We start from the raw sequence: 22,807 nt of genomic DNA, 5'->3' as shown, positions 1-22,807 counted from the left end.
AGGCCCGCCGATGAACCCGCTGGCGTGGTGGCACGCACGCAGCCAGGCGGAACGGTTCGACATCTCGTTCCGCACCTCGTTCTACGTGGCGCTGCTGGCGTTGCCGCTGCTGTTCAGCGGCGCCGTGTCGGCCGACGGCGACGCGCGGGCCGCGGTCACCTTCGTGCTGGTCGCCATCGGCTACACCGCGCTCGTCTCGCTGCTGATGCACGCGGGCATCGAGCACTACCTCGGCCGACGTGGCCGCCCGGTCCGGCTGCTCGTGGCCGCCGGTGCGGCCACGGTGCTCTGCGCGGCGGCCTCGATCGTCTGGTTCCCGGGCGGCATGGACGCCGGCCCGGTCATCGCGGGGCTGACCTGCTCGTACCTCGTCGGGGCCGCCGCCCTGCGCAGCCTGTGGCCGTCGCTGGTGGTGACCGTCATCGGCTTCCTGACCCTGCTCGTGCTCGGCATCGTGGACGACCCCGCGGACACGGTGCCGCACGCGCTGTCGCTGCTGTTCGGGGCGAGCATGCTGTTCGTGGGCTACCGGTCGTCGCTCTGGATGCTCGCGGTGGTGTGGGAGCTCGACCGCTCCCGGACCGTACAGGCGAGCCTCGCGGTCACCGAGGAGCGGCTGCGCATCGCCCGGGACATGCACGACGTGATCGGCCGCAACCTGTCCGTGATCGCGCTCAAGGCGGAGCTGGCCGCGCAGCTCGCCCGGCGCGGCCGTGACCAGGCCGTGGACGAGATGCTGGAGGTACGCCGGATCGCCCAGGACGCGCTCACCGACGTCCGCGCCGTGGTCGGCGGCTACCGCAGCGCCGGCCTCGGCGACGAACTGGCCGGTGCCCGCGCGCTCCTCGCCTCCGCCGGCATCGAGTGCCGCGTGATCGGCGAGGGCCGCGACCTGCCGGAGAGCAACCAGGCCACGCTCGGCTGGGTGGTGCGCGAGGGGGTGACGAACGTGCTGCGGCACAGCGACGCCCGCTGCTGCACCATCACGCTGCGCGCGGACGCACCCGATACCGTTACCCTCACCATGGACAACGACGGCACCCGCACCACCGGCCGCGTCCGCTTCGGCGGCGGCCTGCTCGGCCTGACCGAGCGCGTCGGCGCGCTCGGCGGCGCGCTCACCGCGGACGGCGAGACCCCCGGCCGGTTCCGGCTCACCGCGACGGTGCCGCGCGGATGATCAGCGTCCTGCTCGCCGACGACGAACACCTGATCCGCGGCGCGATGGCCGCGCTGCTCTCGCTCGAGGACGACCTGACCGTCGCCGGCCAGGCGGCCACCGGCGCGGAGGCGATCCGGATGGCGCGCGCGCTCAAGCCGGACGTCGCGCTGCTGGACCTCCAGTTGCCGGACACCGACGGCGTCGCCGTGGCCGAACAGATCCACCCCATCTGCCGTACGGTGATCGTCACCAGCCACGGACTGCCCGGCCACCTCAAGCGCGCGCTCTCCGCCGGCGTGCGCGGCTTCCTCTCCAAGACCGTCTCCGCCGACATCCTGGCCACCGTGGTCCGCACCGTCCACGACGGCGGCCGCTACGTCGATCCGCAACTGGCCGCCGAGGCGATCAGCGTCGGCGACAGCCCGCTCACCGCCCGCGAGTCCGAGGTGCTGTCCCTGGCCGCCGCCGGCGCCCCGATCGACGAGATCGCCCGCCGCGCCTCCCTCTCCCCCGGCACGGTCCGCAACTACCTCTCCTCCGCCGCCGGCAAGCTCAACGCCGCCAACCGCCACGAGGCCGCCCGCATCGCCCAGGGCTTCGGCTGGATCTGACGCTCCCCCGCGCGCGGTCAGTCGGTGAGGGCCAGGCGGAGGCCGAAGGCGGCGATGACCGTGCCGGTGATCCGGTCCAGGACGCGGGTCGCCGACGGCGCGCGGAGCAGCACGCGAATGCGCGCCGCGAACGCGATCAGCAGCGCGGACCACACCGTGCCCAGTGCGATGTGGATGCCCGCCAGCAGCACGCCCCAGGCGAAGTGCGGCGCCGACTCCGGGATGAACTGCGGCAGCAGCGCCACGTAGAACACGCCCACCTTGGGGTTGAGCAGGTTGGTCAGCGCTCCCTGCCGTACCCCGGAGAGAAGACCGCCGCCCGCGGCGGGACCGGTGGTGTCGAGACCGTGCCCGCGCCGCGCGGCCCAGATCATGCGCAGGCCCATCCACAGCAGGTACGCCGCACCGGCCCAGCGCAGCACGTCGTACGCCAGCCGGGACGCGGTCAGCAGCGCGGTCACGCCCGCGGACGTGAGCACGCCCCAGGTCAGCGTGCCCAGCTGAATGCCCGCGGCGGTGCCCCAGGCGCGGCGGACGTGGCCGACCGCGGCGGTGCGCAGGATGAGCGCGGTATCCAGCCCCGGCGTGATCGTCAACAGCCCCACGACCAGCACGAACGACCACAGCATCGGTTCCACGGGCGGCAGCCTAGCAGGACAGCCGCGCCACGATCGGGGTGAAGGACTCCAGCGCGGGGGCGCGGATCACGTACCGGTCGATGCCCCAGCGCTCCCGGTGGCGCGCGATCGCGGCGGCGATCTCGTCCTCCGTTCCCACCAGGACGAACGGCGTCCGCAGCAACTGCGGCACGGACAGGCCGAGCTCCGCGGCGCTCTCCGCCAGCACCGAGTCCGCGTCGTCGGTCACCACCGCGATCTGGACCAGCGCCTCCAGCACCGCGCCGGGCGCCAGCGCCACCTGCGCGTCGATCTCGTCGAGCGACCAGCGCGCGGTGTGCCGGTGGCCGTCCGGCAGCGTGCGGCCGAGCCCGCTCAGCCCGACCACGTCCGCGTGCCGGCCGGCCCAGCGCAACAGTTCGGTGTTGCCGCCGCCGAACGTCATCGGGATCCGGTCCTGCACCGGCCGCGGGTCGTCCAGCCGGGCGCCGGTCATGGTCAGCTCCGGCGAGTCGACCGTGACCTCCTCGCCGTCGAGCAGGCGCCGCACGGCCTCGGCGACCGCGATGCAGCGCCGCACCCGGCCCGCGACGCCGGGCCGCGACCGGCCGACCGCGGCCCACTCCGCGGGCGTGTGCCCCGCGCCGATGCCGAACCGGGCCCGCCCGCCGGAGAGCAGGTCCAGCGTGGCGACCGCGGAGGCGAGCGGCATCGGCTCGCGGATGCCGGCGTTGGAGACGTAGACGCCGAGCCGGATCCGGGACGTGACCGCGGCGGCCGCGGCGAGCACCGGGTACGGGTCCGGGCACACGCCCGGGTGGTCCGCGGTGAGCAGCGTGTCGAACCCGGCCTCCTCGGCGCGGCGGGCCAGGTCGAGCCAGGCCTTCGCGCCGTCGCGCGGCACGGCCTGCAGCGAGAACGTCGTCACCGGCCCAGCGTGGCCCATCCGTACCCGGCGGGCCACGGTTTCTGCGGATGGCAGAGGATGGAGGGCGTGAACGAGGACGAGATTCTGGACATCGTCGACGAGAACGACGTGGTGGTCGGCCAGGCGCCGCGCGCGGAGGCGTACGCGCGGCGGCTGCGGCACCGCGCCGTCTTCATCCTGGCCCGGGACGCCGAGGACCGGATCTTCGTGCACCGGCGCACCGCGCAGAAGCTGGTCTTCCCGTCGCACTACGACATGTTCGTCGGCGGCGTGGTCGGGGCGGGCGAGTCCTACGACCTCGCCGCGCACCGCGAGGCGTCGGAGGACCTGGGCGTGACCGATCTGCCGCAGCCGGAGCCGCTGTTCAGGTTCCTCTACGAGACGCCCGAGCACACCTGGTGGTCCGCCGTCTACCAGGTGCGCTGCACCTCCCCGGTCGCGCCGCAGCCGGAGGAGGTGGCCTGGCACGCGTTTCTCACGCAGTCCGAGTTGGACGCTCGCCTGCCGGAGTGGGAGTGGGTACCGGACGGGCTCGCGGCCTACCAGCGCCTGCGGAAGTTGGCATAGCGTTCACGTTCCGTCCAATAGAGAACGATCTCCGCGCCCGGGTAGCGTGTCCCCACCAGACCAGCCGCTGCAACCGCCGCACAGTCCGCCGGCGCTCCGGGCGACCCGACCGGGGCGCCGGCGGTGCGGCGGTTCCGTCCTTTCAGGACGAAGACCGTCATCTTCCCGCTTCCGGCGTGGTGCGGCCCGCATGCTCGGAGCGGGCACCGGTCCCGCGGATGGTCGCGCCACAACCCACGCGACGTCCGCCGTGGGCCACGCTCCCCGCCGCGACCCCGGAACCGCCGCTCGCCGGCCGGCACGTCCGGACCATCGGCGGCGGGCGGTGCCGCCCGGTCGCCGGCCTCCGCGGCCCGGCGGCGCGCTACGCCGGCGGGGCGTAGAAGCCGGTCGTGCGCGCCGCCGCCTCGGTCGCCTCGGCGGCCGGCGTGCCCGCCTCCGTGCTCGCCCGGCCCCAGTCCTCGCTGGCCAGCGTGATGAACCGCCGCCCCTCCGGTGACTGCGACCACGCCTCCATCTCGGCCGGGTCGTTGATCGAGTCCGGCGCCGCCAGGTGCAGGCCGAGGCCCATCAGGCTGAGGTCCCAGCCGACGCCGACCGCGCCCGGGCCGAACTGCGTCCACCGCTCGTCGTCCACGTGCGCGATGTGGTCGAGCGTGAAACGGGTGCGCTGCGCCGACTCCGGCGTCAGCCGCAGCTCGATCCAGGACACCTCGCCGCCGAACTCCCAGGTGGCGTCGAAGCCCTTGGGCGGGTCGCACGCGGTGACCGTGCCGGACGCGTTGCCCCGCAACTCGTACCGCCCGTGCAGCGTCAGGTCGCCGCTGACCGGCAGGAACCAGCGCGCGAGCCGCTCGGCCGAGGTGCACGCCTCCCACACGTCGTCCAGGGGCGCCTCGTAGACCCGGCTGGCGCTGACCACGCGCGCCTCCCCCGCCTCCAGCGTGCGCCCGCCGACCCGCCGCCGCACCGCGCTGACCTCGGCCGTTACGTCGATCATGTGCCGTTTCCCCTCGCTAGAACATGCGTACCATCGCATTTCTAGCGTTGCGGCTTATATAAGTCAAGGCTGAAATTGACGGGCCAGCGTGCTCAGCGTGCTGCCCAGCGGCGCGTCCAGGCGCAGCTGCGCGTACGCGTCCCCTCTGGTCACCCCGCGGTTCACGATCGCCACCGGGATGCCCCGCTTGGCCGCGCGCAGCACGAATCGGCGGCCGGACATGACCGTCAACGACGAGCCGAGGACCAGCAGCGACCGGGCCGACTCGACCAGCGCGAAGCACTCCTGCACGCGCTCGCGCGGCACGGTCTCGCCGAAGAACACCACGTCCGGCTTGAGCAGCCCGTCGCCGCACGACTCGCACGGCGGCACGCGGAAGCCCGCCTCCAACTCCTCGTCGATCTCGACGTCGCCGTCCGGTTTGATCTCGATCGCCTCGGCCGTGAACGCCGGGTTCGCCGCGGCCAGCCGGGCGTCGAGCGCCTCGCGCGGGCCGACCTCGCCGCAGTCCAGGCAGATCACCCGGTCCAGCCCGCCGTGCAGCTCGACCACCCGCTTCGCGCCGGCGGCCTGGTGCAGCCCGTCCACGTTCTGCGTGATGATGCCGGTCAGCAGCCCGGCCTGCTCCAGCGCCGCCACCGCGGCATGCCCCGCGTTCGGCGCGGCGCGCGCGATGGTGCGCCAGCCGACGTGGCTGCGCGCCCAGTAGCGGCGGCGCGCGTCCGGCTCGCGGGTGAACGCCTGGTACGTCATCGGCGCCCGCGCCCGGGCCACCCCGCTGGGCCCCCGGTAGTCCGGGATGCCCGACTCGGTGGAGAGCCCCGCGCCGCTCAGCACCACCACGTCACCGTCCGCGACCAGCGCGGACAGCCGAGATATGCCGTCTTCCACACGATCCAGGCTATGTCACGTTCGTGATCTCGCGCTCGAACCGCTCCTTCAGCTCGCGCGGCGGATCCGCCGTGGTGAAGCCCTTCTTCGCCTGCGCCCGGTACGGCTCCGGCATGATCTCGGTCAACTGGGCGTCGAAGTCCTGCGCGAACGCCACGGTCCGCACCCGGTCCTCCGGCCGCTCCGCGTCCAGGTGCAGCGTGACCGGCCCCGCGTTCATCAGCGCGGCCAGGAACGGCGTGCCGGGCTTGCCCGCCGCGCAGAGGTAGTAGCCGTACGCCGTGCGCAGGTGCCGCTCCCGCCCGGGCCCGGCCGGGTCGACGCCGAAGACCTCGACCTCGCAGAGCATGCGGTCCTGCGCGGAGAGCTGGTGGCCGTGCTTGGCGTGCTCCTCCACGGTCGCCTGCTCCAGCTCGACCGCGAGCCGCTCGGTGGCCGCCGCCCGCAGCTCCGGCTCGGTCAGCCGCGGCGCGACCGCGTTGTAGTAGACACCACCGGCGACCAGGCCGACCGCGAGCACCACCTCGGGGACGATCCACCACCCATTACCACGAAGAACATCGATGAATGACCGCACGACCGACATTCTGGCAGGTGGCAGCGGACACACGGAAGGGCTTGGGTAACCTCCAGCGGTGCACATCCTGCTCCCCCCGTCCGAGGGCAAGGCCCGTCCGGCCCGCGGCGCCGCGCTCGACCCGTCGTCGCTGGCCTTCCCGGAGCTGACGCCGGCCCGCGAGGCGGTGCTGGACGCGCTGGTCACGCTGTGCGCGGGCGACGAGGACGCGGCGCTCGCGGCGCTGGGGCTGTCGGACGGGCAGCGGGACGAGGTGCGCCGCAACGCGCTGCTGCGGACCGCGCCGGCCACCCCGGCCGCGAGGCTCTACACCGGCGTGCTCTACGACGCGCTCGACCTGGCCACGCTCCCGCCGGCGGCGAAGCGCCGGGCGTCGGGCCAGATCCTGATCTTCTCGGGGCTGTTCGGCGTCTCCCGGCTCGGCGACCGCCTCCCGGCGTACCGGTGCGGCATGGATGTGCGGCTCCCGGCGCTCGGTGCGGTGAGCGCGCACTGGCGCCGCGCGCTCCCGGCCGCGCTGGCCGGCCTGGGCGGCCCGATCCTGGACCTGCGCTCCTCGTCCTACGCGGCGGCCTGGCGACCGGCCGCCGACCGGAGCAAGACCGTCGCCACGGTACGGGTGCTGCACGAGCGGATCGTCGGCGGCGCGCCGAAACGGTCCGTGGTCAGCCACTTCAACAAGGCCACCAAGGGCCGGCTGGTCCGCGATCTGCTGCTGGCCGGCGCCGCGCCGCGGTCGGTGCCCGCGCTGGTCACGGCGCTGCGCGACCTGAAGTACACGGTGGAGGAGCCCTCCCCCGGCGCGCTCGACGTCGTGGTCCGCGAGCTCTGAGCCGACCGTCCACAGCCGGACGCGGAGACTCCCGCGGCGCCGCGGTGAGCGCTACCCTGTGTCGATCGTCGATGACGCACAGGAGGACCAGCCGTGTCCGCGGAGAACAGCGAGCATGCGCCACCCGGGGTGGACACCAGCACGCCGCACTCGGCGCGGATCTATGACTGGTGGCTGGGCGGCAAGGACAACTTCGCGGTCGACCGCGCGGTCGGCCAGGCGTTCCTGAACACCATCCCGACCATCCGCGCGATGGCGAAGGAGAACCGCGACTTCATCCACCGCGTGGTGGAATACCTGGTTCGCGACGTCGGCGTCACCCAGTTCCTGGACGTCGGCACCGGCATCCCGACCAGCCCGAACCTGCACGAGGTGGCGCAGGCCATCGACCCGCGCTGCCGGGTGGTCTACGTGGACAACGACCCCATCGTGCTGGTGCACGCGCGGGCGCTGCTGGTGAGCAGCGCCGAGGGCGCCACGGAGTACATCCACGCGGACATGCGCGACGCCGCCGGGCTGCTCGGCGACCCGGCGCTGACCCGCACGCTCGACCTGACCCGGCCGGTCGCGCTGACGCTGATCGCGGTGCTGATGCTGATCGCGGACGCGGACGAGCCGGTCCGCGCGGTGCGGGAGCTGATGGACGCGCTGCCGCCCGGCAGCTTCGTGGTGATCACCCACCCGGCGTACGACTTCGATCCGCCCGCGGTGGAGAAGCTGGTCGCGATCACCGAGGGCCAGATGACGTTCGTGCCGCGCTGGCGGGCGGACGTGGAGGCGTTCTTCGCGGTGCCGGGCTGGGAGATGGTCGAGCCGGGCCTGGTCCCGGTGATGGCGTGGCACCCGCCGGTTCCGCCGGAGGACCCGAACGCGGCGTACTACTGGGCGGGCGTGGCCCGCAAGCGCTGAGCGTGCGCGGTGGTGGCCGAGGACCGGCCACCACCGCTTCTTTCTATGTCCCCGCGGCCTCGCGTGCGCCGCGGGCTGATCAGGCCGTTCGGGTCTCCGGCAGCACGATCTTCTTGTCCAGCATCGGGTCGATCTCGGAGCGCGGCTGCATGAACCGCGCGGTCAGCGTGTCCACCCCGGTCCCCCGGGAACTGCTCGGGCGGTACGTCACGGTCGCCGCGTCGCGCGAGGCGACCTCGACGATCCCGGCGCGCCAGGCGCCGCCCCGGTACACCCACACGCGGTCGGACGGGTGGTAGGTGTCGGTCGGGGCCACCGAGGCCGGGTCTCGCCGATCGGGATCGATGGTGGGGGCGGACATGTTCATGACCCTCCTGCCTTGGAACGCGCCAGTTCGGCCGGCTGCCTGGGAAGTCCCGGACTCGCGGTGTCCGGTGGTCGGTGAGCCGGCGCGGCCTGGGGCTCGCGGCAGCGGACGCCCCTCGCGTCGCACCTCTCCCGGTCCGCCCGGGCCAGCGCCTCGGCGAGGCTCGCGCCGGGTGGCACCGGGGCGAGGCCGATCGAGGCGGTGACCGTGACGAAGGCGCCGTCCGCCGTCCCGGGCGCGGGGATCGGGCCCCCGAGCGGGATCGGCGTGGACAGCACGGTGGAGAGGCGGGTGGCGGGGCATCCGCGGGCGACGTCGATCGCGGCTCCGGTCAGCAGCGCGGCGAACTCGTCGCCGTCCAGCCGGGCCACCAGGTCGTCACCGGCGTAGTCGGCCAGCCGCCGGGCCACGGTGCGCAGCACCGCGTCTCCGGCCGCGTGGCCGTACTCGTCGTTGATCCGAGGGAAGTCGTCGAGGTCCACCACGACCGCGGCCATCGCCGGGCGGTGGCGGTCGGCGACGAGATCGGCACCGAGCCGCTGAAAGGCCCGCCGATTCGGCAGGCCGGTGAGGGGGTCGCGGTGGGCGGCGCGGCGCTCGGCGTCGAGGGCGAGGCGAAGACCGGCCGCCTCGGCTTCAGCACGTCGTGCCCGGCGGTGCGCCCGCCGGGCGAGCCCGGCCGTGCCCGCGAGGAGCAGGCCGCCGAGCAGGAGCGTCACGTCCACGGGCCCGACCCCCGACGCTGAGCCGGGTTGGTGGCGAAGCAGCCCCGTGCACGTCCGCCCGACCCGCACGCGGGCGGCCGGCGCCGGGCGAAGCCGCTGACTGACCGATCACTCAGTGTGTCAGTTGCGGCTACGCCACCGGGAGAAAATGTCTGATTCGCCACCAGAAATCCGATTTCCGATCACAGAGAGTGAACGAGTATGTGCTTATGCACATGAGCTATCATCCTCGGTATGCGGTGCAGACGCAAGAGCCGATGCACGTGCATCCACGGCGTGCAACGGCACGGCGGGGAGGTTTGGTTGAGCCGCGTCGCCGGCCCACTTGGGGGCGGTCGGCACCAGCGGTCACGTCCCCCAACCCAACCAGTAGAGAGAACAATCGATGCAGCCGACGACATACAACGGCGTACCCGCCGGACAGCTGCCGGTCACCTGGCAGAAGAGCAGCTTCAGCAACCCCAGTGGCAACTGTGTGGAACTGGCCCAGTTGCCGGGTGGCGGCGTGGCCATGCGAAACAGCCGGGACCCCGAGGGCCCCGCGCTGATCTACACCCCGGCGGAGATCGAGGCGTTCATCCTCGGCGCCCGCGACGGCGAGTTCGACCACCTCGCGCTGTAGTTCTCGACGGACCGGTGCGCGCCGCCCTCCCGCGGGCGCGCACCGGTTTCCAGCCGAAAGTCCGACCCCCGGGACTGGAAGAGAACCCTGCCCGAGGCGCTAGGCTGAGCGGCGGCTCATGGCATGCCGTGGAACTTCCGCATGCCCTGGACCATGGCGGCGGGGGACTCGGTTCAGCAGGCGGAGGCTGACGACGGTGAGCACGGCAGACAAAGACGGTGGCACGGCGGGCAGCCCGACCGTCCTCCGGATGCTGCTGGGTTCCCAGCTTCGCAAGCTCCGTGAGGCCAAGGGCGTCACCCGGGAGAAGGCCGGCTGGGAGATCCGCTCCTCGGAGTCGAAGATCAGCCGGATGGAGCTCGGCCGCGTCGGCTTCAAGGAGCGCGACGTCGCGGATCTGCTGACCCTCTACGGCGTCGACGACGAGCAGGAGCGGGCCAGCCTGCTGGCCCTGGCACGGGAGGCCAACACGCCTGGCTGGTGGCACAAGCACAGTGACGTCCTGCCGAACTGGTTCCAGGCGTACCTGGGCCTGGAGGCGACCGCCACGATCATCCGCAATTACGAGGTGCAGTACGTTCCCGGTCTGCTCCAGTCCGCGGACTACGCGCGCGGCGTGATCCTGCTCGGCCACAATCTCGCCCCCACCGACGAGATCGAGAGCCGCGTCAAGCTGCGGATGGCCCGCCAGCAGGTGCTCAGCCGCGCGGACGCGCCCCGCTTCTGGGGCCTGCTCGACGAGGCCGCGCTGCGCCGCCCGATCGGCGGCACCGACGTGATGCGCGCGCAGATCCTCCACCTGCTGGAGCTGGCCAAGCTGCCCAACATCACGCTCCAGGTCATCCCGTTCGAGGCGGGCGGCCACGCCGCGGCCGGCGGCGCCTTCAGCATCCTCCGCTTCCACGACCAGGAACTGCCGGACGTGGTCTACATGGAGCAGCTGACCAGCGCGCTCTACCTGGACAAGCGCGAGGACGTGGACCACTACGCGGCGGCGATGGAGCGCCTCTGCGTGGAGGCGCTCCAGCCGAACGACACGATCCGCTTCCTCGAGCGTTTCGTCGACGAGTTCTACCCCGTCACTTCTCGTTGACGTCCTTCAACCTCACCGGGTCCAGCTTGTTGACCTCGGCGTTCCACTTCTGGAGCGTGGAACCGTCGCACGGGCCGACGAAGATCTTCATGACCTTGTTGGTCGCGTTGAAGTAGTCGGGGTTCGCCGCGTTCTGGTCCTGCGGCTGCAGGCAGTACCCCCAGCCGTCCTTGATCTGGTAGCTGGTGCTGTAGGAGTCGGTCTTGCCGTACACCGTCCACTGCTGGTTCCTCGGGATGGGCCCGACCGGGCAGGCGATGTTGAACCGCACGTAGGCACCGGTGGTCGTGGAACCCGGGCTGCTCATGCAGTAGTTGTTGTTGGAACCACTGCGGATCACCCCGACCTGCGAGTGGTTGGTCGACATCTCGGAGTGCGGCCCGTTCGGCACGGTCGGCAGCGTGAACCTCTGGTTCCACTTGACGTCCGCCTGGTTCGGGCGCGTCTTGCACGGCCAGGCGATCAGGTAGGGCGCGTTGTCGACCGCGTTCGTGACGTCCAGGCACCGGCCGAACTGGCGGTAGTTGATGAGCTGCCCGGTCGTGGCGCCGGCCGCGCCCGCGCCGACGCCGGAGTCCTGGCGGAACACGATCTGCGTCGCGTCGCCCGAGCAGGGCTTGATGCTCACCTGGCTGCCCACCGACCTCGCCGTCAGCACGTAGATGCACAGGGAGGTGTTCATGGTGCCGTTGCTGTTGGTCGGGCGGAACTGCGAGTTGTCGTCGAAGCTCCACCGCTGCGACTGCCGGGTCGGCGACGCGCAGCTTCGGAAGACGACCGGCTTGCCGTCGGTGACCGAGTCGACGTCGAGACACATGCCGAGCGGCTCGCTGCCGCTGCGCGACGACACCAGGCTGATCGTCAGGTTGTCGTTGTAGGCGAACATCTGCGAGACCTTGCCCGGCTCGCAGCGCTGCATCTCCAGCACGCGGTCCTGCGGCGGCGTGCCCGAGCCCGCGTCCATGCACAGGTCGGCACCGCCGTTGTTGCTCACGTGGATCAGACCGCCGACCACGTTGGTATTGTCGATCTTGAAGGTGTAGGTGCCGTTCAGCACGCGCGTCGGCACGTCGGTGAACGTGGTGGTGGGCTGGTCCGCGCCGGTCGAGACCAGGTACGCGTACGCCGGCACCACGCCCAGGCCGCTGCTGGCGTTGCACCGCACCTTGTTGGTGGTCAGCCAGTCCTCCGCCCGGTTCTGCGGGTCGCTGAGGTAGTAGCGCACGGTCACCCGGTAGACCGCGGTGCTGCCGCCGCCGAGCGAGCCGGTGAGCGGGCCGCACGGCAGCTTGGTCCGGTCCGAGCCGGACGCGCTGGCGATCGCGCGGATGTGCGCCGACGCCACGTCCAGCCCGGCCTGCGCCGCGTGCAGCGCGTGCACCCGGCGCAGGTCCACCCGGGTGGCGGCGAACTGGCTGAGCACCAGCGTGCCGACCAGCGCGCCGATCATCGAGCCGACCACCACGACCATCATCGCGAGCGGGATCGACCCGCGGTCGCCGCTGGGCGACGGGAGGCGCCACATCCTGGTCACAGCCCGTTCCTTCCCTCTTTGCACAGGTCGTCGGTGATGGCCGAGGCCGTGGTGTTCAGCGCCGTGAACGTCACGTCGGTGAGCCGCTCGGTGGAGGCCGCCCCACCGCCGCCCGTGGTGATGAAGTACAGCCGCAGCCGCTGGAAGTCCTGGGTGGAGGTGCCCGCCGGCCGGGACACCGGCGGCGCCGCGGTCGCGCCGCCGGCCAGGCTCGGCGTCGCCTGCGCGGCCGGGACCAGGCGTACGCCGCTGAGCAGCGTGGTCCAGGTGGCCGGCGGGGCGGCGTCGGTGGCCCACTCCCGCCGCTGGAGCAGGCCGGTGTCGGACCGGACCCGCAGCTGCACGCAGCTCTTCACGTTGTTCAGGTAGACCTGGTACTCGATCACGCTGGTCGCCCCGCTCCGGAGGCCGGCGGTGATGCCGGTGGAGTACCGGATCTCCCGGTCCAGGCGCAGGAACACGGTGTTCACCTGCGACTGTGCCTGCGTGGTGGCGTCCACCTTGTTGAAGGTGCGGTAGACCTGCGTGATGGCGGTGGTGAACAGCACCATCAGCACCGACATGATCGCCATGCCGACGATCACCTCGATCAGCGTGATGCCGGCGTCCCGCTGCTCGCCGGCGCGCAGCCGTGCCACCGCCGCTCTCATTGCACCCTCCAGGTGAACTCGTTCGTGCTGGCGGTGTTCTGCGGGAGCTGCGAGTCGCGGACGGTCACGACGATCCGGTACGTGCCGGCGGTCGACGGCCGGCCGCTGATCACACCGGTGGTGGCGTTGAGCGTGACGCCGAGCGGCAGCCCGGTCGCCGTCCAGGCGTACTGCCTGCTGCTGTTCTGCACGCCGCCGCTCGCGGTCACGGTCACCGGGGTCATGGTCTGACCGCGGACCAGCACCAGGGCGCCCGGCGTGACGACGGTCAGCGGCGGCACCGTCCAGACGAACGTGTCCGTGGCCGTGTTGCCGTTCTTGTCCGTGACGGTGGTGACCACGGTGTACACGCCGACCCGGTTCGGCGTGCCGGAGATGACGCCGGTCGAGGCGCTGAGCGAGAGTCCGGGCGGGAGCCCGGTGGCCGCCCACGAGTACGCCGCGGTGCCGTTGTTCACCCGCAGCGTCAGCGGCGTGATCGCCACGCCGCCCTGGCTGTTCAGGTCGGCCTGCGGCTGCACGGTGGGCAGCGGGTTCACGGTCCAGGTGAACGTGCCGGTGTTGATCAGGTCGTAGTCGTCCTGCACGGTCACGGTGATCGTGTGGGTGCCGGGCGTGGCCGGCGTCGTGCCGGTTATCAAGCCGGACGAGTTCATGCTCATCGTCGGCGGCAACCCCTCCGCGGACACCCAGTTCAGCGGCGCGGTACCGCCGTTGGCCTGCAACTGGAGGCTGACCGCGGTGTTCACGTCGTCGGCCTGGCCGCCCGGCGCCACGATCTGCGGCGGGATCGCCTGGTCGTTGGTGTCGAAGTTGGGTTCCAGCTCGCTGTTGCTGATCAGCGTCGTGGTGACGTACGAGCAGGTCCCGTTCGCGCAGCCGTGATCCGGCCAGGTGACGCCCACGACCACGCGGAAGAACTCGACGGGGTCGGCCGGCTTGGTCGTCGTGCAGGCGCCGCCGGTCCGGGCGACCTGCCAGCACCGGCCCAGGTAGAAGTTCTGCCGGTACTGGACGCCGGCCAGCGTGACCGTGAGCGGCGACGTCGGCATCGGCGCGGACGCGCCGTCGCCCGCGGCGGCGGTGGCGTCGTAGGCCATCTCCATGCCGGCCAGCCAGGGCGCGACGCCCGCGACCGGGCTCGCCCACTGCTGGGTGGAGCTCTGCTGGTCCCGGTTGTTCGCCAGCTTCGTGGGCATCAGCGAGCGCACCCGCTCCATCGCGTCGCTGGCCACCTGGACCGCGGCCTGCGTGCCGGCCTGGTTCGAGGTGGTGCGCATGGAGCTGACGAAGAACGTGCCCAGCGCCGTCATCACCACGCCGACGATGCCGATCGCGACGATCGTCTCGACGAGCGTGAAGCCCGCGTCGGCCGCGGGTGCGGGCGGCCTGGTGCGTCGGTGCGTGACGGCGCGCATCGCGCACCTCCTCTCGTACCCGGGGATGGTCCTGATCTGGATCGGCGAACCGGCGGGATCCCTGAGAATCCCGCCGGTGGTGATTCAGCTGACGGCCTGCTGGCCCTCGACGGCCGGCGGGCCGTCGCCGGAGACGAACACGTGCAGCGCGAGCGAGGCGGTCGCGTCGCCGGCGCCGAGCGAGCCGCCGTCGTCGGAGACGGTGACCGAGTCGATCAGCACCGCGCGGGCCTGCTCCTGCTGGAGCGCGTTCAGGAAGCCCTGAACGTCGTCGATGTCGCCGACCACGGTCATCGTGAGCGGCATGTCGTAGATGCTCGGCGTGGTGCCTTCGATCTTGGTCGAGCCGGCCACGGCGAGCGCGCTGACCTCGACGTGATGGTCCGCGGCGAGCTCGCGCAGCGACCGGAGCAGGTCCGGGAACTCGTTCGTGGCGGGCAGCGCGTTCTGGTACTTCTCCAGCTCGGCCTTGTAGGCCGGCAGGTTCACGTTGTCCGCTTCCAGCTCCTTCAGCGCCTGGCGCTGCTGGTCGGCCTTGCCGTCCGCCTCGGCCACGGCCATCCGGATGGTCTCCGCCTCGTCGTTCTTCGGCATCACCAGCAGCGTCCAGGTGAGCAGGAACAGCAGGACCGCGACCAGCGCGCCGCCGGCGATCCAGAGCTTGTCCGCGTGGGCGCGCATCAGTTGCCTCCCGTGGTGGAGCCGGGCACCGGCGTCTCCGTCGCCTCGGGCGTGAACCGGCCGCCGAGCGCGGCCTGGGTGATGTCGATCTCGATGGTGAAGTTCTCCGAGCCGTCCGACGTGGTGATGGTGACCGGCAGCGGATTGGCCAGGCCGGTCACCTCACGGAGGTTGTCGACGAAGTCCGCGACCTGGTCCTTGTCCTTGGCCGTCCCGCCCAGCGTGATGGTGCCCACCAGCTTGTCCGTGACCTCGGACGGCAGCCCGGTCTCCCCGGTCTGCCCGGTCAGGTCCTGGTTGCTGATCCCGGCGCCGAGCTGCACGATCGACACGTCGCGCGGCGCGGCGGCGCGGATGTCGGCGATCAGCTGCTGCCACTGCGAGTCGTTCGCCATCAGCGCGCCGAGCCGCTCCTTGGCCGTGTTCAGCTCCGACTTCACGCCGGTCAGCTCGCTGTACTCGCGCTGGTCCTGCTGGACGGCCGCGGCCTGCGCCTCCGCGCGGACCAGCTCGTCCTGCGCGTCCTGGGCCTTCACGACCGTGGTGGCGTACCAGCCGGCCAGCGCCAGCACCACCGCGCCCACGCCGGTGACGGCCACGGCCCGGGTACGCCGGGCGCGCCGACCGCTCTGGACCTCGTCCGGCAGCAGGTTCGCCGCGATCCGCAGCGGGCGCAGCGGGTCCTGCTGCGGGACCGGCAGCTGCGCGGTGAAGCCGGACTCGGCGGGGTACATGTCGATGCTCATCAGGCCGCTCCGAGAGTGAGGCCGATGGAGACGGCCGCGGAGGAGCGGAACCGCTCCAGGTTGTCGTGCTGGCCGCGGTCGGCGGCGCGCAGCCGGCTCATCGGGTCCGCGATCACCACGGGCACGCCCAGATCGCGGGCCAGCGACTCGGCCAGCCCGGGCAGCAGCGAGCCGCCGCCGGACAGCGCCAGCCGCTGCACCTGCGTGGGCCGCTCGCTGGAGCTGAGGTAGGTGAACGAGCTGCGGATCTCGGCGACCAGCGGGCGGAGCGCGTCGCGCAGGATGTCGGCCACCTCGGGGCCCTCCTCGCGCCGCAGGCCGACCCAGCACTTGACGGCCTCGGCCTCGGTGACTCCGATGCCGAGCCGGCCGGCCAGCACCTCGGTGAGCTCCTGGCCGCCGCGCGGGACGGTACGCACGATCAGCGGCTCGCCGTCCGCGTGCACCACCACGCTGGTCGCCTGCGCGCCGATGTCGACGATCGCCTCCACCGCGGTGTCCAGCCACGACGCGGAGCGCAGCAGCGCGAACGACGCCAGGTCCACGCGGTCGACGTGCAGCCCGGCCCGCTCGACCGCCTGCACCGCGGTCAGCACCGCGTCCTTCGGCGCCGCGATGAGCAGGCCGCGGACGGTGTCGCCGGACGGCTCCTCCAGCGGGTAGAAGTCGAGCAGCGCGCGCTCCACGGCCAGCGGGAGCATGTCCCGGACCTGGAACGGCAGCGACTTCTTCAGCTGGTTCCTCGGCAGCTTCGCCACCGACATCTCGCGCACGACCGCCTGCGGGTTGGTGACGCCGAGCGTGACGTGCCGGCTGCGGAACTTCGTGGTGGTCCACAGCTCCTTGAGCGCGGCGGTGACCGCGAGGTCGTCCCGGACCACGCCGCTGACCACCGCACCCGCCGGCAGCGGGGCCTGCGCGTAGTTCAGGATGCCCAGGCCCTCCTTGGTGCGCGTCGTCTCGACGGCGCGCACGGACATCGATCCGATGTCGAGGCCGATGAGGTTGGTGGCAGCCATCGAGCGTCCTTTCGTGCGGTCGTAACTCGGGGTCAGGCGGACGGGAGAAGCGAGAGATACCAGCCGGCGACCGGGCCGGCCGCGAAGATCGCGAGCAGCGCGCCGAGCAGCATGAACGGGCCGAACGGGACCGCGGTCTTGCCGGTGGCGCGGCGGGCGGTCAGCAGCGCGGCGCCGGCCAGGCCACCGATGAGGAACCCGGCGAACGCGCCGACCAGCAGCGCGTCCCAGCCGAGCCAGCCGAGGTAGAGGCCGAGCAGGCCGGCGAGTTTCACGTCGCCCAGGCCCATGCCGCCCGGGCGGACGACGGTGAGCAGCCTGTAGAAGAGCCAGAGCGCGGCCATCGCGGCCAGCGCGCGTACCGCCTGTCCCCAGTCGCCGCTCGCGATCACCGCGGGCGCCAGGAGGATCAGGCCGACCAGGTACGACGGGAGCACGATCACGTTCGGCAGGCGCCGCACGTCCAGGTCGATCATCGCCAGCGCCACCGCGATCGAGGCCAGGTAGAGGTAGGCGGGCAGGTCCGGCGAGAGCCCGAACCGGGCGGTGATCGCCACGAACAGCAGCGCGGTGCCGGCCTCGACCAGCGGGTAGCGGACGCTGATCCGGGCCTGGCAGGTCGCGCACCGGCCGCGCAGCGCCAGCCAGCCGAGCACCGGCACGTTGTGCCGGGGCCGGATCGCGTCGCCGCAGCCGGGGCAGTGGGAGCCGGGGCGGATCAGCGACTCGCCGCGCGGCACCCGGTAGATCACGACGTTGAGGAAGGAGCCGATCGCGAGGCCGAGGACGGCGGCGAGTACGAGCAGCGGGGTCATCACGGGCCGGTCCTTTCGGCTCGCAGGGATTCGGGCGGGGTGGGGATGCGGGTGCGGGGCAGCGGCTCGCGCCACTGCCCCGCCTCCGGCGGAGGTGTCAGCCGGCCGTGATGCAGGCGGCCAGGTCGGCGGCGCTGGACTCACGGACGGAGCCACCGGTCGCGTTGTTGTAGACGTAGATCTGACCGCCGTCCACGTTCCGCGCGCAGATCACGTAGTTGGTCGCGCTGAGCAGGTCGTACTGCATCTCGTTGCCGCTGGACAGGTTCGCCTTCTGGTCGCGCGGGCCGGCGGTGCCCGCGGTCGCCTGGAGGGCGAGTGCGGTCGGGGCCGTGGCGGAGGCGTCGACCGGGTACTTGTTGCCGTTCTCGGTGTAGAACTGCTCGACCGCGCTGATCGCGGCGCGCACGTCGGACTGGGCCGACTTGTTCGACGCGCCCTTGCGGTAGTTCAGGTACACCGGAACCGCGATGGCGACCAGGATGCCGATGATCACGACGACCACCAGCAGCTCGATCAGGGTGAAACCCTTGTCGCTTTCCGCCCGCTTCTGCTGGGACTTGGCGATGAGGTGCTGCATTGAGTGCCTCCTGTGGCGCTCGGGGTGAGGGGGAGAGAGTCGGTCGTCCTTGACCTGGGTGATGCGGGTTTCGTGTTTCTCAGGAGGTCCCGCCGATGTTCTGGTAGACCGAGAACATCGGCAGGTAGAGGCAGACGACCATCGAGCCGACCGCGACGCCCATGAAGACGACCATGAGCGGCTCGATCGAGGCCGTGAGCGCCTCCGCGGCGTCGTCGACCTCACGGTCATAAAAGTCGGCAATCTTGCCGAGCATCTGACTGATTTGGCCGCTCTCTTCGCCGACCTCGATCATCTGCGTGACCATCTGCGGGAAGATCGAGTGCTTGCGCAGCGGCGCGGACATGGGCTGCCCGTCCCGGATCGCGGCCTGGAGGTCCTTCATCGCCTCGGTGACCACGGTGTTGCCCGTGGTGGCGCCCACGACGTCGAGCGCCTGGAGCACGGGCACGCCGGCGGAGAGCAGCGTGCTGAGGTTGCGGGAGAACCGGCTGATGGCCATCTTCCGCAGCAGGCCGCCGAAGACGGGCATGCGCAGCTTGGCCCGGTCGAACCAGAGCCGGACCTCGGGTTTGCTGCGCAGCGCGTACCGGAAGCCGAACACCACCGCGAGGACCACGCCGATGGTCAGCGGCCCGGACCAGACCAGGCTGTGACTGGCATCAACGATGATCTTCGTCGGCAGCGGCAACTCGCCGCCGAGCTGCGTGAACATGTTCTCGAAGACCGGCACGATGAAGATCAGGACGCCGGCGATCAGCACGAAGCTGAAGAGCAGCACGATCACCGGGTACGTCAGCGCACTCTTGATCTTGCCGCGGAGCGCCGCGTCCTTCTCGAAGTTGACCGCGATCCGTTCCAGCGCCTCGTCGATGAAACCGCCGGCCTCACCGGCGCGGATCATCGCGATCATGAGCGTCGGGAAGATCCGGTCGTGCTTGCCCATCGCCGCGGACAGCGCGACACCGGCGGCGACGTCCGTGCGGATGTCCGCGATCGCCTTGCGCAGCGGCGGCTTGACCGTCTGCTCCTCGAGCACGGCCAGCGTCCGCAGCAGCGACATGCCGGAACCGGTCAGCGTCGCGAACTGCCGGGAGAACACCGACAGGTCCTTGAGCGTGACCCGGCCGCTCAGGCCCGGGATGCTCAGCTCCCGGTTGAGGCCCTGCCCGGCCTGCTCGATGGAGAGCGGCACGATGCCGCGCTGGCGCAGCAGTTGGGCGGCCGCCGCCTCGTTCGAGGCATCGATCTTGCCCTTGCTGCGCTTGCCGGTCGCGTCGACGCTGCTGTAGTCGTACGTCTTGGTGGCTGCCACGGTGTCACATCCGTCCTGTCAGGCGGCGCAGTTCCTCGACCGAGTGACAGAGGTCCGCGGCCTGCTCGAACGTGATGATCTGGTGCCGTACCCGCTCGGCCAGGTGCTGGTCGAACGACAACATGCCGTCCGCGCTGCCGGCCTGCATGAACGACGGGATCTGGTGCGTCTTGCCCTCGCGGATCAGCGACCGGATGGCCGGCGTCGCCGTCATGATCTCGGTGATGATGGTCCGGCCGGTGCCGTCCGCCCGCGCGCACAGCGCCTGCGTGACCACGCCCTGCAGCGCCATCGAGAGCTGCGCGCGGATCTGCTGCTGCTGGTGCGGCGGGAAGATGTCGATGATGCGGTCGATCGTCTGGGTGGCGCTCTGCGTGTGCAGCGTGGCCAGCACCAGGTGACCGGTCTCGGCCGCGGTCAGCGCGGTCTGCGTGGTCTCCAGGTCGCGAAGCTCACCGACCAGGATGATGTCCGGGTCCTGGCGCAGCGCGTGCTTCAGCGCGGTCGAGAAGTCCTTGGTGTCCGCGCCCACCTCGCGCTGGTTGACCAGGCTCTTCTTGTGCGGGTGCAGGAACTCGATCGGGTCCTCGATCGTCACGATGTGCGACGCGCGGGTCCGGTTGGCCAGGTCCAGCAGCGCCGCCAGCGTGGTGGTCTTGCCGGACCCGGTCGGCCCGGTGACCAGCACCAGCCCGCGGTGCAGCGACGCGAACCGGCCGACCGCCTCCGGCACACCCAGTTCGTCCAGCGGCTTGATCCGCTGCGCGATCGCCCGGAACGCCGCGCCCACGGAGCCACGCTGCTGGTACAGGTTGACCCGGAACCGCCCCACGTGCGGCACGCTGTACGCGAAGTCCAGTTCGCTGTGGTCCCGGAAGATCGCCCACTGCTCGTCCGTGGTCGCGGCCCGGGCCAGCATGGCGACGTCGATCTGACTCATCCGCTCGTAGTCGGGCAGGTAATTGAGCGCACCGTGCACCCGGATCGTCGGCGGCGCGCCGACCGTCAGGTGCAGATCCGAGCCCTGCGCCTGGATCAGCGACTGCAGCATGGCGTCCAGGGAATCCCGGTTGTCGTTCCGGTCACCGCCCGCCACCAGGTCGTCGAGCGTCTGCTCTACGATCACCGCGGCTCCTTCGAGGTCGAACGGGGGGACCCCGCCGTCGAGCGGGACACCGTTGACTTCGGCAGAAACGCAGCGGACCTTAGCCGCGCCGGCGTAGTCTTCCGCCCTCCCACGCCCCGGCCCCTCCCGCTTCCGGCGTGGCCACGTCCCGCCGGCCGCTTCGTGCGCGACCGGCTCGGCGCGACGGCGGAGCGGCGGCGGAGCGGCGGCGGAGCCGGCGCGAGGTGTGCCCGCGGGAGCATGCGGACCCCGAACCCCGGTTTTCCCGGGTCGTCCCGGTGAACAGCGCCCGCGCACCGGGCCGGCGCCGGGAGACGCGACGCCGGGGAACGGCGGGGTCAGATGGCGACGCGGAGGACTTCGGCGATGGAGGTCTGGCCGTTGGCGGCCTTGAGGAGGCCGTCGATGCGCAGGTCGAACATGCCCTGGGCCTGGGCCACGGCGTGGATGTCGCTGGCGGGGGCGCGGGCCACGGCCAGCTTCTCGATCTCCTCGGTGACGGGCATGACCTCGTGCACGGCGAGGCGGCCCTTGTAGCCCGTGCCGGCGCAGCTGCGGCAGCCGACCGGTTTCCAGAGCTGGGCGGGCGGGTCCCACTGGTCGAAGGGCCAGCGGGCGGCCTCGAGTTCGTCGTCGGGCGGGTAGTACTCGGTCTTGCACCAGTCGCAGAGGCGGCGGGCGAGGCGCTGGGCGAGTACGCAGTCGACGGAGGAGCCGACCAGGAACGGCTCGATGCCCATCTCGGTGAGGCGGACGATGGCGCTGGGGGCGTCGTTGGTGTGCAGCGTGGAGAGCACGAGGTGGCCGGTGAGCGCGGCCTCGACGGCGAACTGGGCGGTGGTGCCGTCGCGGATCTCGCCGATCAGCACCACGTCGGGGTCGGAGCGCAGGATCGCGGGGAGGACGGCGGCGAACGTCAGGCCGGCCTTCACGTTGACCTGGACCTGGTTGATGCCGGGCAGGCGGTACTCGACCGGGTCCTCGACCGTGATGATGTTGACGGTGGGCTTGCTGATCTTCGCGAGCGTGGCGTACAGCGTGGTGGATTTTCCGGAGCCGGTGGGGCCGGTGACCAGCAGCATGCCGTGCGGCTTGGCGAACGACGCGGAGAACCGCTCGTAGTTGTCCTCGGTGAAGCCGAAGCCGGCTAGGTCGAGGTTGATGCCGCCGGTGTCGAGCACGCGGAGGACGATCTTCTCGCCCCAGACCGTGGGGAGCGTGGCGGCACGCAGGTCGACCTTGCGGTTGTTGAGCTGCATCGTGATCCGGCCGTTCTGCGGGATGCGGCGCTCGGTGATGTCGACGTTCGACATGATCTTCAGGCGGGAGATCAGCGCGCTCTGCACGGCCTGCGGCACGGTGTCGACCTCGTGCAGCACGCCGTCGATCCGGTAACGGACCCGCAGGTCGGTCTCGGTGGGTTCGAGGTGCAGGTCGGACGCGCGGTTCATGATCGCCTGTTCGAGCAGCGAGTTCACGTACCGGACGATGGGCGCGTCGTCGTCGCCCTGGGTGACCGCGGTCATCGCGGACGGCTGCTCGACGCGCAGGCTCTCGGCCATGTCGCCGAGGTCGCTTCCCTCGCGCTGGAGCTTCTCGATGACCTTCCGGACCTCGGTGCGCGCGACCACGACCGGACGGATGATCATGCCGGTGGCGGCGCGCACGTCGTCCAGCGCCACCACGTCGGCCGGGTCGGTGATGCCGACGGTCAGCTCGTTGCCGTCGAGCGAGATGCCGATGACGCGGTGCCGGGTGACCAGCGCCAGCGGGATCTTGGTGAGCGCGGCCTGCTCGATCGGGTAGCCGACGAGGTCGACGGTCTGTACACCGTACGCGTCCGCGGCCGCGGCGGTCAGCTCCTGCTCGGTGACGATCTGGTCGTTGATCAGCACCGCGCGGATCGAGCGCCCGCTGCGCTCGGCCTCCTCGGCGGCGTAGTCGACCATCTGCGGGTCGACGCCTCGCCGCTTCAGCGCGTCCATCAGCGGACGGAAGGTCTGGTCCATCGGTGCCCTCATC

At 71.6% G+C, this 22,807-nt stretch carries 25 protein-coding genes; 7 read left to right on the top strand and 18 right to left on the bottom strand.

The window, feature by feature from the left end:
• Positions 1 to 10: 10 nt before the first annotated feature.
• Both J2S41_RS07160 and J2S41_RS07155 read left to right on the top strand, forming a co-directional pair.
• A complete protein-coding gene (locus tag J2S41_RS07160) occupies positions 11 to 1,180 on the top strand; it encodes a sensor histidine kinase (protein WP_310364620.1) in 1,170 nt (389 codons plus the stop codon).
• Entirely contained in the window at positions 1,177 to 1,773 is a 597-nt protein-coding gene (locus J2S41_RS07155) for a response regulator transcription factor (RefSeq protein ID WP_310364619.1), read from the top strand. The genes J2S41_RS07160 and J2S41_RS07155 overlap by 4 nt, the downstream gene beginning before the upstream one ends.
• A gap of 17 nt (positions 1,774 to 1,790) precedes the next feature.
• Here the strand turns inward: J2S41_RS07155 and J2S41_RS07150 are convergent, their stop codons facing one another.
• Positions 1,791 to 2,402 (bottom strand): LysE family translocator, encoded by a 612-nt coding sequence (locus J2S41_RS07150; RefSeq protein WP_310376318.1) that lies wholly within the window; start codon positions 2,400 to 2,402, stop codon positions 1,791 to 1,793.
• A 19-nt stretch (positions 2,403 to 2,421) separates the two neighbouring features.
• The gene (locus J2S41_RS07145) at positions 2,422 to 3,318 is read right to left on the bottom strand and encodes an LLM class flavin-dependent oxidoreductase (RefSeq protein WP_310364618.1); all 897 of its coding nucleotides are present in this window, start codon (positions 3,316 to 3,318) and stop codon (positions 2,422 to 2,424) included.
• Positions 3,319 to 3,384: 66 nt separating this feature from the next.
• Here J2S41_RS07145 and J2S41_RS07140 point away from each other — a divergent pair, with 66 nt between their 5' ends.
• Positions 3,385 to 3,885, top strand: coding sequence for an NUDIX hydrolase (locus J2S41_RS07140; protein WP_310364612.1), 501 nt, complete (start codon positions 3,385 to 3,387; stop codon positions 3,883 to 3,885).
• Positions 3,886 to 4,249: 364 nt separating this feature from the next.
• On the opposite strand, the gene J2S41_RS07135 is transcribed toward J2S41_RS07140, so the two are convergent.
• From J2S41_RS07135 to J2S41_RS07125, 3 genes are all read right to left on the bottom strand, one after another.
• Positions 4,250 to 4,885, bottom strand: coding sequence for an SRPBCC family protein (locus J2S41_RS07135; protein WP_310364610.1), 636 nt, complete (start codon positions 4,883 to 4,885; stop codon positions 4,250 to 4,252).
• Between the two features lie 63 nt (positions 4,886 to 4,948).
• Positions 4,949 to 5,785: an NAD-dependent protein deacetylase gene (locus J2S41_RS07130; RefSeq protein WP_374728248.1), complete on the bottom strand. Its 837-nt coding sequence runs from the start codon at positions 5,783 to 5,785 to the stop codon at positions 4,949 to 4,951.
• A 1-nt stretch (position 5,786) separates the two neighbouring features.
• Positions 5,787 to 6,353 carry a hypothetical protein gene (locus J2S41_RS07125; protein ID WP_310364606.1) on the bottom strand — a complete coding sequence of 189 codons (567 nt, stop codon included), beginning with the start codon at positions 6,351 to 6,353 and terminating at the stop codon, positions 5,787 to 5,789.
• A 58-nt stretch (positions 6,354 to 6,411) separates the two neighbouring features.
• Here J2S41_RS07125 and yaaA point away from each other — a divergent pair, with 58 nt between their 5' ends.
• Entirely contained in the window at positions 6,412 to 7,185 is a 774-nt protein-coding gene (yaaA, locus tag J2S41_RS07120) for a peroxide stress protein YaaA (protein ID WP_310364603.1), read from the top strand.
• A 93-nt stretch (positions 7,186 to 7,278) separates the two neighbouring features.
• Positions 7,279 to 8,094: an SAM-dependent methyltransferase gene (locus J2S41_RS07115; RefSeq protein WP_310364600.1), complete on the top strand. Its 816-nt coding sequence runs from the start codon at positions 7,279 to 7,281 to the stop codon at positions 8,092 to 8,094.
• Between the two features lie 79 nt (positions 8,095 to 8,173).
• Here the strand turns inward: J2S41_RS07115 and J2S41_RS07110 are convergent, their stop codons facing one another.
• Both J2S41_RS07110 and J2S41_RS07105 read right to left on the bottom strand, forming a co-directional pair.
• A complete protein-coding gene (locus tag J2S41_RS07110) occupies positions 8,174 to 8,455 on the bottom strand; it encodes a hypothetical protein (protein WP_310364597.1) in 282 nt (93 codons plus the stop codon).
• 2 nt (positions 8,456 to 8,457) lie between these two features.
• The gene (locus J2S41_RS07105) at positions 8,458 to 9,186 is read right to left on the bottom strand and encodes a GGDEF domain-containing protein (RefSeq protein WP_310364595.1); all 729 of its coding nucleotides are present in this window, start codon (positions 9,184 to 9,186) and stop codon (positions 8,458 to 8,460) included.
• A gap of 385 nt (positions 9,187 to 9,571) precedes the next feature.
• On the opposite strand from J2S41_RS07105, the gene J2S41_RS07100 reads away from it, so the two are divergent.
• Both J2S41_RS07100 and J2S41_RS07095 read left to right on the top strand, forming a co-directional pair.
• Positions 9,572 to 9,808, top strand: a complete 237-nt coding sequence (locus tag J2S41_RS07100; RefSeq protein ID WP_310364593.1) for a DUF397 domain-containing protein — start codon at positions 9,572 to 9,574, stop codon at positions 9,806 to 9,808.
• Positions 9,809 to 10,004: 196 nt separating this feature from the next.
• Positions 10,005 to 10,901 carry a Sco1979 family transcriptional regulator gene (locus J2S41_RS07095; RefSeq protein WP_310364591.1) on the top strand — a complete coding sequence of 299 codons (897 nt, stop codon included), beginning with the start codon at positions 10,005 to 10,007 and terminating at the stop codon, positions 10,899 to 10,901.
• On the opposite strand, the gene J2S41_RS07090 is transcribed toward J2S41_RS07095, so the two are convergent.
• The 11 genes from J2S41_RS07090 to J2S41_RS07040 all read right to left on the bottom strand — a co-directional run bounded on the left by J2S41_RS07090 (position 10,888) and on the right by J2S41_RS07040 (position 22,794).
• Positions 10,888 to 12,426, bottom strand: a complete 1,539-nt coding sequence (locus J2S41_RS07090; RefSeq protein ID WP_310376316.1) for a ricin-type beta-trefoil lectin domain protein — start codon at positions 12,424 to 12,426, stop codon at positions 10,888 to 10,890. The two genes, J2S41_RS07095 and J2S41_RS07090, sit on opposite strands and share 14 nt — an antisense overlap.
• Before the next feature lie 5 nt (positions 12,427 to 12,431).
• Positions 12,432 to 13,073, bottom strand: a complete 642-nt coding sequence (locus tag J2S41_RS07085; RefSeq protein ID WP_310364589.1) for a prepilin-type N-terminal cleavage/methylation domain-containing protein — start codon at positions 13,071 to 13,073, stop codon at positions 12,432 to 12,434.
• Between the two features lie 8 nt (positions 13,074 to 13,081).
• On the bottom strand, positions 13,082 to 14,503 hold the full coding sequence (locus tag J2S41_RS07080; protein WP_310364587.1) for a putative Ig domain-containing protein: 1,422 nt from the start codon (positions 14,501 to 14,503) through the stop codon (positions 13,082 to 13,084).
• 84 nt (positions 14,504 to 14,587) lie between these two features.
• Entirely contained in the window at positions 14,588 to 15,184 is a 597-nt protein-coding gene (locus J2S41_RS07075) for a type 4a pilus biogenesis protein PilO (RefSeq protein ID WP_310364585.1), read from the bottom strand.
• Positions 15,184 to 15,930: a PilN domain-containing protein gene (locus J2S41_RS07070; protein ID WP_310364582.1), complete on the bottom strand. Its 747-nt coding sequence runs from the start codon at positions 15,928 to 15,930 to the stop codon at positions 15,184 to 15,186. Before J2S41_RS07070 ends, J2S41_RS07075 begins: the two co-directional genes overlap by 1 nt.
• Complete coding sequence (pilM, locus tag J2S41_RS07065; protein WP_310364579.1) at positions 15,930 to 16,949, bottom strand: type IV pilus assembly protein PilM; 1,020 nt, start codon at positions 16,947 to 16,949, stop codon at positions 15,930 to 15,932. The genes J2S41_RS07070 and pilM overlap by 1 nt, the downstream gene beginning before the upstream one ends.
• 32 nt (positions 16,950 to 16,981) lie before the next feature.
• Positions 16,982 to 17,764, bottom strand: coding sequence for a prepilin peptidase (locus J2S41_RS07060; RefSeq protein WP_310364577.1), 783 nt, complete (start codon positions 17,762 to 17,764; stop codon positions 16,982 to 16,984).
• A 97-nt stretch (positions 17,765 to 17,861) separates the two neighbouring features.
• Positions 17,862 to 18,344 carry a prepilin-type N-terminal cleavage/methylation domain-containing protein gene (locus J2S41_RS07055; RefSeq protein WP_310364576.1) on the bottom strand — a complete coding sequence of 161 codons (483 nt, stop codon included), beginning with the start codon at positions 18,342 to 18,344 and terminating at the stop codon, positions 17,862 to 17,864.
• A 79-nt stretch (positions 18,345 to 18,423) separates the two neighbouring features.
• A complete protein-coding gene (locus tag J2S41_RS07050) occupies positions 18,424 to 19,659 on the bottom strand; it encodes a type II secretion system F family protein (RefSeq protein WP_310364574.1) in 1,236 nt (411 codons plus the stop codon).
• A gap of 4 nt (positions 19,660 to 19,663) precedes the next feature.
• Positions 19,664 to 20,785: a type IV pilus twitching motility protein PilT gene (locus J2S41_RS07045; RefSeq protein WP_310364572.1), complete on the bottom strand. Its 1,122-nt coding sequence runs from the start codon at positions 20,783 to 20,785 to the stop codon at positions 19,664 to 19,666.
• A gap of 338 nt (positions 20,786 to 21,123) precedes the next feature.
• Positions 21,124 to 22,794, bottom strand: coding sequence for a GspE/PulE family protein (locus J2S41_RS07040; protein ID WP_310364569.1), 1,671 nt, complete (start codon positions 22,792 to 22,794; stop codon positions 21,124 to 21,126).
• Positions 22,795 to 22,807: the final 13 nt, after the last annotated feature.

Origin of the sequence: Catenuloplanes atrovinosus (genome assembly GCF_031458235.1) — a bacterium.
Taxonomy (GTDB): Bacteria; Actinomycetota; Actinomycetes; order Mycobacteriales; family Micromonosporaceae; genus Catenuloplanes; species Catenuloplanes atrovinosus.
This window is presented reverse-complemented; position numbering and strand designations above follow the sequence as displayed.

What these genes read in the sequence shown, in the direction of transcription:
- J2S41_RS07160 (WP_310364620.1), top strand. Translation starts at nt 11, where the DNA reads ATGAACCCGCTGGCGTGGTGGCACGCACGCAGCCAGGCGGAACGGTTC.
- J2S41_RS07155 (WP_310364619.1), top strand. Translation starts at nt 1,177, where the DNA reads ATGATCAGCGTCCTGCTCGCCGACGACGAACACCTGATCCGCGGCGCG.
- J2S41_RS07150 (WP_310376318.1), bottom strand. Translation starts at nt 2,402, where the DNA reads ATGCTGTGGTCGTTCGTGCTGGTCGTGGGGCTGTTGACGATCACGCCG.
- J2S41_RS07135 (WP_310364610.1), bottom strand. Translation starts at nt 4,885, where the DNA reads ATGATCGACGTAACGGCCGAGGTCAGCGCGGTGCGGCGGCGGGTCGGC.
- J2S41_RS07110 (WP_310364597.1), bottom strand. Translation starts at nt 8,455, where the DNA reads ATGTCCGCCCCCACCATCGATCCCGATCGGCGAGACCCGGCCTCGGTG.
- J2S41_RS07100 (WP_310364593.1), top strand. Translation starts at nt 9,572, where the DNA reads ATGCAGCCGACGACATACAACGGCGTACCCGCCGGACAGCTGCCGGTC.
- J2S41_RS07090 (WP_310376316.1), bottom strand. Translation starts at nt 12,426, where the DNA reads ATGTGGCGCCTCCCGTCGCCCAGCGGCGACCGCGGGTCGATCCCGCTC.
- J2S41_RS07080 (WP_310364587.1), bottom strand. Translation starts at nt 14,503, where the DNA reads ATGCGCGCCGTCACGCACCGACGCACCAGGCCGCCCGCACCCGCGGCC.
- J2S41_RS07075 (WP_310364585.1), bottom strand. Translation starts at nt 15,184, where the DNA reads ATGCGCGCCCACGCGGACAAGCTCTGGATCGCCGGCGGCGCGCTGGTC.
- J2S41_RS07070 (WP_310364582.1), bottom strand. Translation starts at nt 15,930, where the DNA reads ATGAGCATCGACATGTACCCCGCCGAGTCCGGCTTCACCGCGCAGCTG.
- pilM (WP_310364579.1), bottom strand. Translation starts at nt 16,949, where the DNA reads ATGGCTGCCACCAACCTCATCGGCCTCGACATCGGATCGATGTCCGTG.
- J2S41_RS07060 (WP_310364577.1), bottom strand. Translation starts at nt 17,764, where the DNA reads ATGACCCCGCTGCTCGTACTCGCCGCCGTCCTCGGCCTCGCGATCGGC.
- J2S41_RS07055 (WP_310364576.1), bottom strand. Translation starts at nt 18,344, where the DNA reads ATGCAGCACCTCATCGCCAAGTCCCAGCAGAAGCGGGCGGAAAGCGAC.
- J2S41_RS07040 (WP_310364569.1), bottom strand. Translation starts at nt 22,794, where the DNA reads ATGGACCAGACCTTCCGTCCGCTGATGGACGCGCTGAAGCGGCGAGGC.